This is a genomic window from Crossiella sp. NPDC003009 (genome assembly GCF_053591555.1).
The window spans coordinates 53,377-66,918 of record NZ_JBSFUA010000022.1; the positions used below are offsets into that span (position 1 = coordinate 53,377).

10 protein-coding genes and 1 riboswitch are annotated in these 13,542 nt (G+C 73.1%); of the genes, 6 read left to right on the forward strand and 4 right to left on the reverse strand.

Annotated elements, in window-relative coordinates; all coding sequences use genetic code 11:
- The first annotated feature begins 37 nt into the window (after window positions 1-37).
- Window positions 38-790 (forward strand): cobalt-precorrin-6A reductase, encoded by a 753-nt coding sequence (locus tag ACWDY5_RS22835; protein ID WP_449724194.1) that lies wholly within the window; start codon window positions 38-40, stop codon window positions 788-790.
- On the opposite strand, the gene ACWDY5_RS22840 is transcribed toward ACWDY5_RS22835, so the two are convergent.
- Genes ACWDY5_RS22840 through ACWDY5_RS22850 form a run of 3 tightly spaced genes read right to left on the reverse strand, consistent with a single transcriptional unit; the run spans window position 765 to window position 4,086 of the window.
- A complete protein-coding gene (locus tag ACWDY5_RS22840) occupies window positions 765-2,264 on the reverse strand; it encodes a precorrin-2 C(20)-methyltransferase (protein ID WP_449724195.1) in 1,500 nt (499 codons plus the stop codon). The two genes, ACWDY5_RS22835 and ACWDY5_RS22840, sit on opposite strands and share 26 nt — an antisense overlap.
- Window positions 2,261-2,887, reverse strand: coding sequence for a precorrin-8X methylmutase (locus ACWDY5_RS22845; RefSeq protein ID WP_449724196.1), 627 nt, complete (start codon window positions 2,885-2,887; stop codon window positions 2,261-2,263). The genes ACWDY5_RS22840 and ACWDY5_RS22845 overlap by 4 nt, the downstream gene beginning before the upstream one ends.
- On the reverse strand, window positions 2,887-4,086 hold the full coding sequence (locus ACWDY5_RS22850) for a hypothetical protein (protein WP_449724197.1): 1,200 nt from the start codon (window positions 4,084-4,086) through the stop codon (window positions 2,887-2,889). The genes ACWDY5_RS22845 and ACWDY5_RS22850 overlap by 1 nt, the downstream gene beginning before the upstream one ends.
- A gap of 6 nt (window positions 4,087-4,092) precedes the next feature.
- A riboswitch (cobalamin riboswitch) is annotated at window positions 4,093-4,224 on the forward strand.
- Window positions 4,225-4,259: 35 nt separating this feature from the next.
- On the opposite strand from ACWDY5_RS22850, the gene cobN reads away from it, so the two are divergent.
- The 3 genes from cobN to ACWDY5_RS22865 all read left to right on the forward strand — a co-directional run bounded on the left by cobN (window position 4,260) and on the right by ACWDY5_RS22865 (window position 9,583).
- Entirely contained in the window at window positions 4,260-7,865 is a 3,606-nt protein-coding gene (gene cobN / locus ACWDY5_RS22855) for a cobaltochelatase subunit CobN (protein WP_449724198.1), read from the forward strand.
- A 634-nt stretch (window positions 7,866-8,499) separates the two neighbouring features.
- Window positions 8,500-8,985, forward strand: coding sequence for a hypothetical protein (locus tag ACWDY5_RS22860; RefSeq protein WP_449724199.1), 486 nt, complete (start codon window positions 8,500-8,502; stop codon window positions 8,983-8,985).
- A 283-nt stretch (window positions 8,986-9,268) separates the two neighbouring features.
- Window positions 9,269-9,583, forward strand: a complete 315-nt coding sequence (locus tag ACWDY5_RS22865; RefSeq protein ID WP_449724200.1) for a hypothetical protein — start codon at window positions 9,269-9,271, stop codon at window positions 9,581-9,583.
- A gap of 209 nt (window positions 9,584-9,792) precedes the next feature.
- On the opposite strand, the gene ACWDY5_RS22870 is transcribed toward ACWDY5_RS22865, so the two are convergent.
- Window positions 9,793-10,818, reverse strand: a complete 1,026-nt coding sequence (locus ACWDY5_RS22870; RefSeq protein WP_449724201.1) for a helix-turn-helix domain-containing protein — start codon at window positions 10,816-10,818, stop codon at window positions 9,793-9,795.
- A 92-nt stretch (window positions 10,819-10,910) separates the two neighbouring features.
- Between ACWDY5_RS22870 and ACWDY5_RS22875 the strand changes: the two genes are divergently transcribed.
- Window positions 10,911-11,864: an alpha/beta hydrolase gene (locus tag ACWDY5_RS22875; RefSeq protein WP_449724202.1), complete on the forward strand. Its 954-nt coding sequence runs from the start codon at window positions 10,911-10,913 to the stop codon at window positions 11,862-11,864.
- A gap of 96 nt (window positions 11,865-11,960) precedes the next feature.
- Window positions 11,961-13,424: an NADP-dependent phosphogluconate dehydrogenase gene (gene gndA, locus ACWDY5_RS22880; protein WP_449724203.1), complete on the forward strand. Its 1,464-nt coding sequence runs from the start codon at window positions 11,961-11,963 to the stop codon at window positions 13,422-13,424.
- Window positions 13,425-13,542: the final 118 nt, after the last annotated feature.

Genomic DNA, 13,542 nt, shown 5'->3' on the forward strand with positions numbered 1-13,542 from the left:
CGCCGCGGCCTGCGGCGCCCGGCCCTCGGGTGGCAGGATGCCAGTCGTGACGACGACGGTGCTGGTGCTGGGTGGCACCGGCGAAGCCCGGAAGCTGGCCGCGGCCCTGGCCGGGATCCCTGGGCTGCGGGTGGTGTCCTCGCTGGCCGGGCGGGTGCGGGAGCCGCTGCTGCCCGTCGGTGAGGTGCGTATTGGCGGGTTTGGCGGGGTGGCCGGACTGCGGGAGTGGTTGCGGGACAACGGGGTCGACCTGGTGGTGGATGCCACGCATCCGTTCGCCGCGACCATGACCGGCAACGCCGCCGCCGCGACCGCCGAGCTCGGGCTGCCGCTGCTGGTGCTGCGCAGGCCGGGCTGGACCGAGCAGCCGGGGGACCGCTGGCACTGGGTGTCCTCGATCGCCGAGGCCGCCGAAGCGCTGCCCGCGCTGGGCCGCCGGGTGCTGCTCACCACCGGCCGCCGCGACCTGCCCGCCTTCGCCAAGGCGGACCTGTGGTTCCTCAGCCGCTCGGTCGACCCGCCGGAGGAGCACCCACCGAACGTGACCATCCTGCTGGACCGGGGGCCGTACACAGTGGACGGTGAGCTGAAACTGCTGCGGGCCAACCGGATCGACGTGGTGGTCAGCAAGGACAGCGGTGGCGAGCAGACCGCGGCCAAGCTCACCGCGGCCCGGCGGCTCGGCCTGCCGGTGGTCCTCGTGCGCCGTCCGCCGCTGCCGGCCGCGACCACGGCAGGCACCGTGGCCGCGGCCGTCGAGTGGGTCAGGAGGGGTAGCGGCGAGGGGTGAACACCACCGGCTCGCCGTCGGGGCCGGTGCGGAACCGGGTGGTGGAGGAGCCGACCAGCAGCAGGCAGCGCATGTCCACAGTGGACGGATCGAGGTCGGCCAGGCGGACCACCCGCACCGACTCCTCGGGGCCGCCGACGTCCCGGCCGATCACCACCGGCGTGTCCGGGGACCGGTGCGCCAGCAGGGTTTCCCGGGCCGACTCGACCTGCCAGGTGCGGCTGCGCGAGGCCGGGTTGTAGATCGCGATCACCAGGTCGGCCGCCGCCGCCGCGGCCAGCCGCCGCTCGATGACCTCCCACGGCTTGAGCCGGTCCGACAGCGACAGCACGCAGTAGTCGTGGCCCAGCGGCGCGCCCACCCGGCTGGCCACCGCGTGCGCCGCGGTCAGGCCCGGCAGCACCCGCACCGGCACTCCGGTGAACTGCTCCTCGCCGGCCACCTCCAGCACCGCGCTGGCCATCGCGAACACGCCGGGATCGCCGGAGGAGACCACCGCGACCCGAGACCCGTTCTTGGCCAGGTCCAGCGCGAACGCGGCCCGCTCGGCCTCCACCCGGTTGTCCGAGGGGTGCCGCTGCTGGCGCGGGTTGGGCGGGACTCGGTCCAGGTAGGGGCCGTAGCCGATCAGCTCGTCGGCGGTGGCCAGCGCGTCCTGCGCCTGCGGGGTGAGCCACTCGCGCCCGGCGGGGCCGAGGCCGACCACGACCACCTCGCCAGGGCCGCTGGTCGCCGCGGCCGGGGCGGCCTCGATGGTCTGGTGCGCCTGGCTGGGCAGCAGCGCCAGCGAGAAGTACGGCACGCCTTCGGGGTCCACTTCGGACAGTGGGGCCACCCGCTGCCGGCCGGTGGTCGCCCGCTCCACGTACCAGGCGTCCTCCAGTCGTCCGGCCGCGTGCAACGCCTCGCGCACCACGCCGAAAGTGCGGCCCAGCTTCATGATCGCGGCCGAGTCGGTGGTGGCCAGCCACTCGGCCAGCTCCTCCTGCGGCAGCGTGCCGGGCAGCACGGTGAGCACCTCGTCCCGCTCCACCAGCGGCCGCCCGAGCACCGCGGCGGCCCCGCTCACCGAGGTCACCCCCGGCACCACCTCGGTCGGGAACCGGTGCGCCAGCCGCTTGTGCATGTGCATGTAGGAGCCGTAGAAGAACGGGTCCCCGGCCGCGAGCACCACCACGTCCCTGCCCTCGGACAGGTGCGCGGCAAGGCGTTCCGCGCTCTGCTCGTAGAAGGCGTCGATCTCACCCTGGTAGTCCTCGGTGTCCTCGGTGGTCACCGGGTAGACCAGCTGCTCCTCGATCTGACCAGGGCGCAGGTAGGGCTCGGCGATCGAGCGGGCGATGCTGCGGCCGTGCCGCGCGCTGTGGAACACCACCACGTCCGCCGCGCCGATCAGCCGCGCCGCCTTGACCGTCACCAGCTCCGGGTCGCCAGGGCCCAGCCCGACGCCGTACAGCCGTCCCAGCTCACTCACTCTTCGTCACTCGCAATCGCGTTGATCGCGGCGGCGGTCATCGCGCTGCCGCCCCGCCTGCCCCGCACCACCAGGTACTCCAGCCCCAGCTCGTTGGCGGCCAGGGCCTCCTTCGACTCGGCCGCGCCGATGAACCCCACCGGAATCCCCAGCACCGCCGCGGGTTTTGGCGCGCCACCGGCGATCATCTCCAGCAGGTGGAACAGCGCGGTCGGCGCGTTGCCGATGGCCACCACCGCCCCGCCGAGCTTGTCCCGCAACAACTCCAGCGCCGCCACACTGCGCGTGTTGCCCAGCTCCGCGGCCAGCGCGGGCACCCGGGGATCGCCGAGCAGGCACACCACCTCGTTGTCCGCGGGCAGCCGCCGCCGGGTCACCCCGGCCGCGACCATGTTGGCATCACACAGGATCGGCGCCCCGGCATCGAGTGCGGCCCGTGCCGAGGCGACCACGCCGGGGGAGTAGCCGAGGTCCTCGACCAGGTCGACCATCCCGCAGGCGTGGATCATCCGCACCGCCACCCGCGCCACGTCCGGGGGCAGACCGGTCAGGCCGGCCTCGGCGCGGATGGTGGCGAAGGACCGGCGGTAGATCTCCGCGCCGTCCTTGATGTAGTCGGTCACTACTGCTTCCTCCGGGCCGCGTCGATCGCCGCGGCCGTGTCCTCGTGCCGTTGTCCGTCGACCAGGTAGCCGTCCGCCGTGGCCAGCACGTCGATCGCGCCGCGCGGGCGGCCGCACCGGCGCTCGCAGCCGGAGAAGTGCACCGACCGGCCCGCGCCGCCGAGCAGCCGGGGGGCGTCGGCGCGCACGTCGGCCAGGGCCTTGGCGCAGCCGGGGCGGCCGGTGCAGGCGGTGACCGCGTGCCAGGGCGAGTGCGGGTCGGTGATCAGGCCGTGCCCCAGGGTGATCGGGCGGGGGAGCAGCACGCTGCGCCAGGGGGTGAGGCGGAGGTGCTCGGCGGCGAGCAGGGCCTCGGACTGGGCCGGGTTCAGGCGGCCGAGGGGCACGCCGACCACCAGGCGGCCGTCGGGCAGCGGGCCAGGGGGGAGGGGCTGGGGGCGCGCGGGCTGGACGCGACCGGCGGGGGCGAGGTGACCCAGGGGCACGCCGTGAGCCGGGGGCGTGCCGTGGTCTGGGGGCGCGCCGCGATCCGGGAGCGCGATGTGGCTCGCGGTTTCCGTCGCCAATCGGCGCGTGATCTCCGCGACACCGTCCTCGATCTCCGCCAGCCGCCAGGCCGCCCCGCCCCGCTCGGCCCGCAGCGCCAGGAACTCCGCCGCGGCCCTGGTCACCGCCGCCACCGGATCGCCCGGCCGCAGCCCCGAATCGGCCCCGGCCAGCAACAACGCCCATTCCGCGCCCACCCGGTGCAGCCCGACGTCCGCGCCCAGCCCGCTCACGTCGCCACCCTCGTCCACCGTGACCAGGAACCGGCCCGGCAGCTCGGCCAGCTCCGGCCGCGCACACAGCGCCGCGTCGATCGCGTCGACCAGGCCCTGGGTGTCGGCCAGTGGCGAGGCGATGATGTTGCGCATCCGCTCGTGGGTCAGCGAGGGCAGCAGACCGGCCTCGGCCAGCCGCTCGCCCAGCTCCGGCTCCGAACCGGGGGTCAAGCCTCTGATCTGCACGTTCGCCCGTGAGGTCAGCTCAAGGGAGCCGTCGCCCAGCTCGATCGCGGCCTTGCGCAGCACGGCCAGCCGGTCGGTGGTCAGCGTGCCGCCGGGGATCCGCACCCTGGCCAGCCCGCCGTCCGCGGCGGGGTGCACCTCGATGGCGCCGGGACAGGCGTCCGGGCGCGAGCGATGTGGCGAAGAGGGCACGCGCCGGATGCTACGCGGCGGGTAGGGTCCTCTCCGAACGGTGAACCACGGAGGAAGCCGGTGCGAGTCCGGCGCGGTCCCGCCACTGTCACCAGGCCCGCCTGGGAGCCAGACACTCCGCTCACCGTCCCGACCGATGTGGGGCGCGGACCCCGAGGGATGTGGAGACCGGCGTGATCCTGCTGCTGTCGACCTCTGACACCGACCTGCTCTCGGCGCGCGCGAGCGACGCCGACTACCGGCTGGCCAACCCGGCGCGGCTGCTCGTGGACGACCTGCCCGCCCTGGTCGAGGGCGTGGACCTGGTCGTGGTGCGCATCCTCGGCGGCCGCCGGATGTGGGAAGAAGGCCTGGACTGGTTGCTCGCCGGGCCGCGCCCGGTGGTGGTGCTCGGTGGCGAACAGGCCCCGGACGCCCAGCTGATGGAGCTGTCCACGGTGCCCGGCGGGGTCTGCGCCGAGGCGCACGCCTACCTGGCGCACGGCGGCGCCGGCAACCTGGCGGAGCTGCACAACTTCCTCTCCGACACCGTGCTGCTCACCGGCCTCGGCTTCGCCCCGCCGCAGCCCACCCCGACCTGGGGCGTGCTGGAGCGCACCGCGCGCACCAGCACCGGGCCGGTGGTCGCGGTGCTGTACTACCGGGCGCACCACGTGGCCGGGAACACCGCCTTCGTCGAGGCGCTGGCCGGCGCCATCGAGGACGCGGGCGGGCAGGCGCTGCCGGTGTTCTGCTCCTCGCTGCGCACCGCCGAACCCGAGCTGCTGGCCGAGCTGGGCAAGGCCGACGCGCTGGTGGTCACCGTGCTCGCCGCCGGTGGCACCAAACCCGCCGCGGCCTCCGCCGGTGGCGAGGAGGACGCCTGGGACGTGGGCGCGCTGGCCGCGCTCGATGTGCCCATCCTGCAAGGGCTCTGCCTCACCTCCAGCCGGGAGAGCTGGGCGTCCAACGACGACGGACTGTCCCCTTTGGACACCGCGACCCAGGTGGCCATCCCGGAGTTCGACGGCCGGATCATCACGGTGCCGTTCTCCTTCAAGGAGATCGACCCGGACGGCCTCACCGTGTACGTGGCCGACGCCGAACGGGCCGCGCGGGTGGCCGGGATCGCGGTGAAACACGCCCAGCTGCGGCACATCCCTGCCGCCGAACGGCGGATCGCGCTGATGCTCTCGGCCTACCCGACCAAGCACTCCCGGATCGGCAACGCGGTCGGCCTGGACACCCCGGCCAGCGTGGTCAAGCTGCTCGCGGCCTTGCGGGACAACGGGTACGACATCGGACCCGCCGACGGTGCGGGCGCGCTGCCCGGTGTGGCCGGCCAGGACGGCGACAAGCTGATCCACGCGCTGATCGCCGCCGGTGGCCAGGACGAGAACTGGCTCACCGAAGCCCAGCTCACCGGCAACCCGGTGCGGATCAGCGCGGCCAAGTACCGCGAGTTCTACGACACCCTGCCCGCGGACTTCCGCGCGGAGCTGGAGAACCACTGGGGTCCCGCGCCCGGTGAGCTGTTCGTGGACCGCTCCCAGGACCCCGACGGCGAGATCGTGCTGGCCGCGCTGACCGCGGGCAACGTGGTGGTGATGGTGCAGCCGCCGCGCGGCTTCGGGGAGAACCCGATCGCCATCTACCACGACCCCGACCTGCCGCCCAGCCACCACTACCTGGCCGCCTACCGCTGGCTGGCGCAGGAGTTCGGCGCGCACGCCATGGTGCACGTGGGCAAGCACGGCAACCTGGAATGGCTGCCCGGCAAGACCGTCGGCATGTCCGCCAGCTGCGGCACCGACGCGGCACTGGGCGACATCCCGCTGATCTACCCGTTCCTGGTCAACGACCCCGGCGAGGGCACCCAGGCCAAGCGGCGCGCGCACGCCACCCTGGTCGACCACCTGGTGCCGCCGATGAGCCGCGCGGACAGCTACGGCGACATCGCCCGCCTGGAACAGCTCCTGGACGAGCACTCCAACATCGCCGCGATGGACCCGGCCAAGCTGCCCGCGATCCGCGCGCAGATCTGGACCCTGATCCAGGCCGCCAAGCTCGACCACGACCTCGGCCTGACCGACCGGCCGCACGACGCCGAGTTCGACGACTTCCTGCTGCACGTCGACGGCTGGCTGTGCGAGGTCAAGGACGTGCAGATCCGCGACGGCCTGCACATCCTCGGCGCGGCGCCGGAGGGTGAGGCGCGGATCAACCTGGTGCTGGCCATGATCCAGGCCCGGCAGATGTGGGCCGGACAGGTCGCCGCGCTGCCCGGCATCCGGGAAGCCCTTGGCCTGGTTGAGGATGGCAGCGCCTCGCGCACCGAGACCGACGCGATCGAGGCGCAGGCCCGTGAGCTGGTCGTGGCCATGGAGGCCGGTGGCTGGACCCAGGGCAGCGCCACCGAGGTGGTGCGTTCGGTGCTGGACAAGGACAACGAGGACCTCGCCCGCGTGCTGGAGTTCGCCGCCGCCGAGGTGGTGCCCCGGCTCTCCCGCACCACTGACGAGCTCGGCAACCTGCTGCACGCCCTGGACGGCGGCTACGTCCCGGCCGGGCCGAGCGGATCACCGTTGCGCGGCCTGGTCAACGTGCTGCCCACCGGCCGCAACTTCTACTCCGTCGACCCCAAGGCGGTGCCCAGCAGGCTGGCCTGGGAGACCGGGCAGGCGATGGCGGACTCCCTGCTGGACCGCTACCGCAAGGACACCGGCGAGTGGCCGCCCTCGGTCGGGCTGTCGGTGTGGGGCACCAGCGCGATGCGCACCGCCGGTGACGACATCGCCGAAGTCCTCGCCCTGCTTGGCGTTCGCCCGGTGTGGGACGACCAGTCCCGCCGGGTCAACGGCCTTGAGGTCATCGAGCCGGCCGAGCTGGGCCGCCCGCGCATCGACGTCACGGTGCGGATCTCCGGGTTCTTCCGGGACGCCTTCCCGCACGTGGTCGCACTGCTGGACGACGCGGTCCGGATGGTCGCCGCCCTCGACGAACCGGCCGAGCAGAACTTCGTCCGCGCGCACGCCGAGGCCGACCGGGCCGAGCACGGCGACGAACGCCGCGCCACCATGCGCATCTTCGGCTCCAAGCCCGGCGCGTACGGCGCCGGCCTGCTGCCGCTGATCGACAGCCGGAACTGGCGCGACGACGCCGACCTGGCCGAGGTGTACGCGGTCTGGGGCGGCTACGCCTACGGCCGCGAGCTCGACGGCCTCCCCGCGCGCGGGGACATGGAGTCGGCGTACAAGCGGATCGCGGTGGCCGCCAAGAACGTGGACACCCGCGAGCACGACATCGCCGACTCCGACGACTACTTCCAGTACCACGGCGGCATGGTGGCCACCGTCCGCGCGCTCACCGGCAAGGCCCCCGCCGCCTACATCGGTGACAGCACCCGGCCGGACGCGGTGCGCACCAGGACCCTCAACGAAGAGGTCTCCCGGGTGTTCCGGGCGCGGGTGGTCAACCCGCGCTGGCTGTCCGCGATGCGCCGCCACGGTTACAAGGGCGCCTTCGAGATGGCCGCCACCGTGGACTACCTGTTCGGCTACGACGCCACCACCGGCGTGGTCGCGGACTGGATGTACGAGAAGCTCGCCGAGAGCTACGTGCTGGACGAGGAGAACCACAAGTTCCTCACCGAGGCCAACCCCTGGGCCCTGCACGGCATCGCCGAACGGCTCCTGGAAGCCGCGGAGCGGAAGCTCTGGGAGAGCCCGGAGCAGGCCACCCTGGACGCCCTGCGCGAGGCCTACCTCGCCACCGAGGGCGACCTGGAGGGCGACAGCTAGCGGAGCGGCTGGATTCCCCGGAATGACCACTGGGGAACACCGGGGCGGGCCGCGCGCGGGAGGACCGCGCGCGGCCGCCGCGTTCGCGGGCTGCTGTGTGCAGGTGGTGGCGCACCAGGACGACGACAACCACGGTGTTCCTCACCGCGGGCGAGGGCTGCGCCGCCCCGAGCCCGGATCCGGGGACCCCGCCGCCGTCCTGCCGCCCCGGCCACCCGCTGTGCCGCGAACAGTACTCCGCCTGTCGCAACGGTTCCGGCCCACCGTGGTGCGGGTGCTGGACCCCGGCTACGGCGAGGCGGCGCAGCCGCACGACCACAGCGACCACATGATCACCGCCCGGCTGGCCATCGAGGCCGTGCGCAGGCTGACCGCGCCCGTCCACCTGGTGACCTACCGCGGACAAGCGCGAGCAGTTCCTGGAGTACGCCCAGCACGACCAGCAGGTCGGCGACGCCGCCGGGTACCGCGCCTGGCCGCAACGCCGGTACCACCGGCACTGGGGCGGGGTGAACTGGGCCGGGATCGACGCCGGCGGCCGCGCCCATGCCTTCGCCGTGCCCAACGGCAGGCTGCGCAAGGACACCGAACGGATCGTCAGCCTGGTCCACTCCCGCGGCGACTGGACCGGGCCGTGGACCGATCTCGGCGGCGCACCCGGCCAGCCGGTCGCGGCCCCGGCGTGCAGGACGGCCTGTCCGCCACCACTGGTCCGGAAGGCCGCGTCGAGGTCTTCGCCTGCGCGGTGGACGCCGGACTCGGGGTGCTCAAACGCTGGCGCCAAACGGAACCCGGCGCCGCCCTCCGGCTGGACCCGGACTTCAGCGCCCTGGAGCCCGAGGGTCCGCCCACCGCCACCGGCGGCCGCGTCGTCCACCGCCTGGCCGACGGCAACGCGGGCAAGATCGGCCACACCTGGCGGACCCAGTCCGGCGCCTGGGTTGCACCAGCCCGCGGTGGTGGCCGATCCGAGCGGCCGCACCCACGCCCTGGCGCTCTCCGCCGACGGGCGGCTGTCGCACTGGTGCCGGTCCGCCGCGCGCCAGTGCGCGGGGCGACCCGGCCGAAGTGCTCGAACCCTTTGCCGCACAACGTCTTCAGGTATCCTGCCGCGACGTGAGTCGATGGCGCTTCACGAACTACGGCACGTAGGCCAGTCCGCGCCGATCCCCGGATCGGGCTGTCTCACGGCTCCTGCTAACGCCACCGGAGAGCCGCTACTCTTCGTAACTCGACAAGCTTCGATAGAGTGTATGCCGCGCGGAAGTCGTTCAAACGAGTTAATTCCGCCTTTTTCCGTGCCGATATTTGATAACTTTCCTCCGCGCCGGATCGGCCACGCCTCCATCCAGTGGTTGATCTTTGGCTGCAAGTCTGTGAAACCAGTCTGAAAGGGATTCATCGTGCGGAAGATCCGCAGCATCGGTATCACCCTGATGGCGGCGGCGGCCGCTCTGGCCTCTGCCGGCACGGCAACGGCTGCCACCTCTGACCTCGACGACGACGGCAGCCTGCTCACCAACGTGAGCGTGCTGCCCGTCCAGCTGTGCAACAGCCACATCGACGTCATCGGGCTCACCATCCCGATTGCGACCGAGTACCAGACCGACGAGTGCATCAACGCTCCGGTCGGCAACGACGAGAAGGTCGTGAGCAACCTGGACGCCACCACCGTGGTCCAGGACCCCGAGAAGCTCGCTGACCAGCTGGACAAGTGACCGCCTGACGGGAATCGCCGAGTCTGCTGACGGCAATTCCCGCATGAGGTGGTTGTGCGACTCAACGAATTGCTCGGGCACCAGCACATCGGTGCCCGAGCAATTCGTCATGTCAGGGCCGAGTGGAAATAGCGGAGCCACCGCGCCTGCACTGGACCCTCGGGCGCACAACACGACGTCGAACCACGAGTGATCCCGTGCAGGACGGGCTAGGGCGTGTCCCGCAACCGCCGCAACACCATGGCCAGGTGCAACCGGAACCGCCCCGCGGCCGTGGTCACCGGGAAGCCCAGTTCGGCCTCGGCGTGCGCGAGCCGCGCCGCCACCGAGCTGTGGTGCCGGTGCACCTCGGCCGCGGCCTTGCGCACGGACTCGTGCGCGCACACCGCGGACAGGATGAGCAGCAGGTCCGCGCCCAGCGGCGCCGCGGCCAGCCGGTCCAGCGCGCGCACGTCCGGGATCGTCTCGATGTCCTCGGCGCGCAGTCCCTCGGCGACCGCGGCCAGCGCGCCCAGGTGCTCCCAGCGGCACACCGGCGGATCCCAGGGCAGCGCCCCGGCCAGCCGCACCGCGAGCCGGGCCTGCCGCCAGGAGCGGCGCGCCTCGATCGCGGCCACCTCGCCGCCAACCCCGACCCGCGCGGGTGGCCGCACCTGGTCCAGCTCCGGCGGTTCGGCTAGCAGCACCGCCCGCAGCTGTCCCAGCTCCGCCGACCAGCCGCCCAGCCCGGTCGAGTCACCCGCCACCGCGAGCACCCGCACCCGCGTCCCCGGCGTGAGTCCGAGCAGGTGCAGCGCCCGCGCCCGCTCCGCCTCCCCGGCCCGCTCCGCCAGCACCAGCTCCACCAGCGCCGGATCCCCCAGCTCCGGCAACCCGCCCCTGGCCAGCACCAGCTCCGCGGCGATCGCGAACCGCTCCAGCACCATCTCGTCCATCGGCAGCCCAGCCCCTGGCCGCGCCAGCCAGACCCGTGACCCGTCCGGCAGCTCCCGCGCCCGCGCGCCCTTCGGCGTCGTCACCCCGGCCCGCACGCCGCCAGCCGGATCGGCGGCCAGCGCGAGCCCCCGCTTGGCGGTGCCCAGGCCGACCGGGCATTCGACGAGCTGGGCCGTGGTGGACAGCAGGGTGTCCAGGCCGACCCGGCGGGCGATCAGCGAGTCGAAGAAGGCGATCACGCGCACCTCACCGGCCGCGTCGGCGTCCAACGCGGACAGGCGGAGCAGCAGGCCTTCCACGCCGCCAGCGTAGCCAGCTGGCGGGTCAAGGCCCGGTGACCACCGGCGGTTGGCGGTGGGCGTGGCCCCCGCCTGCCGCGCAGACTTCGATCATGAGCTACCCGATCGACCCCGAACTGGCCACCTGGATCACCATGGTCCCCGAGGCGGACTTCACCGACCCGGCGGCCATCCGCGCCCGGATGCGGGAGATGGCCGACGTGATCCCCTCCTACCAGCCGAAGAACCCGGTCGAGGTGCGCGCGCTGAGCATCCCCGGCCCGGCGGGCGCGCCCGAGGTGGACATCCGGGTCTACACCCCGGCCGCCGCACCCGGCCCGCTGGGCGCGCTGCTGCACATCCACGGCGGCGGCTTCGTCATCGGCGACCTGGACATGGCCGAACGGACCGCGCTGCGGGTGGCCGACGAGGTCGGCGTGGTCGTGGTCGCCATGGACTACCGGCTCGCCCCGGAACACCCTTTCCCAGCGGGCCTGGAGGACTGCTACGCCACCCTGGAGTGGACCGCCAAGCACGCCGCCGAGCTGGGCGTGGACCCGGACCGGATCGCGGTCGGCGGGGAGAGCGCGGGCGGCGGACTGGCCGCGGCGGTCGCGCTGCTGGCCCGCGACCGCGGCGGCCCCGCGCTGGCCTACCAGGCGCTCAACATCCCCGAGCTGGACGACCGGCTGAGCACCCCGTCCATGACCGCCTTCACCGACACCCCGATGTGGCACCGGCCCAACGCCATCCTGAGCTGGGACTTCTACCTCGGCGATGGCAAGCGCGGCACCGAGGAGGTCTCCCCGTACGCCGCCCCGGCTCGCGCCACCGACCTGTCCGGGCTGCCCCCGGCCTTCGTCGCGGTGTGCGAGTTCGACCCACTCCGGGACGAGGGACTCGACTACGCGCAGCGACTGGTCCAGGCCGGAGTGTCCACCGAACTACACCTGTACCCGGGAACCTTCCACGGCTCCTCGTTCGTCGCCGGGGCCGCGGTCACCCTCCGCATGGGCCGGGACCTCACCGACGCGCTCCGGCGTGCACTGCGGGGTGGCCGCGGGTGAACGATCCTTGGTCCCGCACGTTGAACAGGGAGTAGGAGTGGCAGGGTTGGTGTTGCGCTAGGTAGCACCAGCCACAGACACGGAACGGTGGGCAGGATGAGCAGCGAGACCTCCAGGACCGCGACGGCACGCATCGGGGTGACGGGGTTGGCGGTGATGGGCCGCAACCTGGCCCGCAACCTCGCCCGCAACGGCTACCCGGTCGCCGTGCACAACCGGTCGGTGGAGCGGATGAAGAGCCTGGTCGCCGAGCACGGCGAGGAGGGCACCTTCGTCCCGGCGGAGACCCTCGCCGACTTCGTGGACGCGCTGGAGCGCCCGCGGGTGGCGATCGTCATGGTCAAGGCCGGCGGCCCGACCGACGCGGTCATCGACGAGCTGGCCGAGCTGCTCGAACCCGGCGACATCGTGGTGGACTGCGGCAACGCGCACTTCGCCGACACCCGCCGCCGCGAGGCCGCGCTCAAGGAGAAGGGCCTGCACTTCGTCGGCGCCGGCGTCTCCGGCGGCGAGGAGGGCGCGCTGCTCGGCCCCAGCATCATGCCGGGCGGCTCGAAGGAGTCCTATGCGCGGCTCGGGCCGGTGTTCGAGTCCATCGCGGCCACCGTGGACGGGCAGGCCTGCTGCGCGCACGTCGGCCCGGACGGCGCGGGCCACTTCGTGAAGATGGTGCACAACGGCATCGAGTACGCCGACATGCAGCTCATCGCGGAGGCCTACGACCTGCTCCGCGCCGGACTCGGCGCCACCCCCGCGGAGATCGCGGAGATCTTCCGCGGCTGGAACGAGGGCGACCTGGAGTCCTTCCTCATCGAGATCACCGCGGACGTGCTCGCGCACACCGACGCCCGCACCGGCAAGCCGTTCGTGGACGTCGTGCAGGACCAGGCCGAGCAGAAGGGCACCGGCCGCTGGACCGTGCAGAGCGCGCTGGACCTGGGCGTGCCGATCACCGGGATCGCCGAGGCCACCTTCGCCAGGTCCCTGTCCGGGCACGCCGGCCAGCGCGCCGCCGCGGCCGAGGCATTCGGCAGCGAGGCGGGCGCGGGCTGGGTGAAGGACAGTGACCGGGACAGGTTCATCGAGGACGTGCGCAAGGCGCTCTACGCCTCCAAGGTGGTCGCCTACGCCCAGGGCTTCGACCACATCCGCGCGGGCAGCCAGGAGTACGGCTGGGACATCGACCTGGGCGCCACCGCCACCATCTGGCGCGGCGGCTGCATCATCAGGGCCCGGTTCCTGGACCGCATCCGCGAGTCCTACGACGCCAACCCCGATCTGCCCAGCCTGCTGGTCGCCCCGTACTTCGCCGAGGCGGTCTCCAGCGGCGTGGACAGCTGGCGGCGGGTGGTCGTGGACGCGGTCCGCGAGGGCGTGCCGACCCCGGCGTTCTCCTCCTCGCTGGCCTACTACGACGGCCTGCGCCGCGACCGCCTGCCGGCCGCGCTGATCCAGGGCCTGCGGGACAACTTCGGCGCGCACACCTACCGCAGGGTGGACGCCGAGGGCTCCTTCCACACCCGGTGGGCCACGCCGGAGAAGGCCGAACAGGCCGGGTGAGACCACTGCGGGCCGGGTGTCGCCGCGATTCCGGCGACACCCGGTCTGGCGTTCGCCGAAGGACCGGTAATCCGACGTTAGTCGCTGCCGGGAAATCTCCGCGCGCTGTCATCATGAG

Bases quoted from the DNA above. Each gene is read 5' to 3' on its own strand.
- ACWDY5_RS22835 (WP_449724194.1), top strand. From the start codon at position 38: ATGCCAGTCGTGACGACGACGGTGCTGGTGCTGGGTGGCACCGGCGAA.
- ACWDY5_RS22875 (WP_449724202.1), top strand. From the start codon at position 10,911: ATGAGCTACCCGATCGACCCCGAACTGGCCACCTGGATCACCATGGTC.
- gndA (WP_449724203.1), top strand. From the start codon at position 11,961: ATGAGCAGCGAGACCTCCAGGACCGCGACGGCACGCATCGGGGTGACG.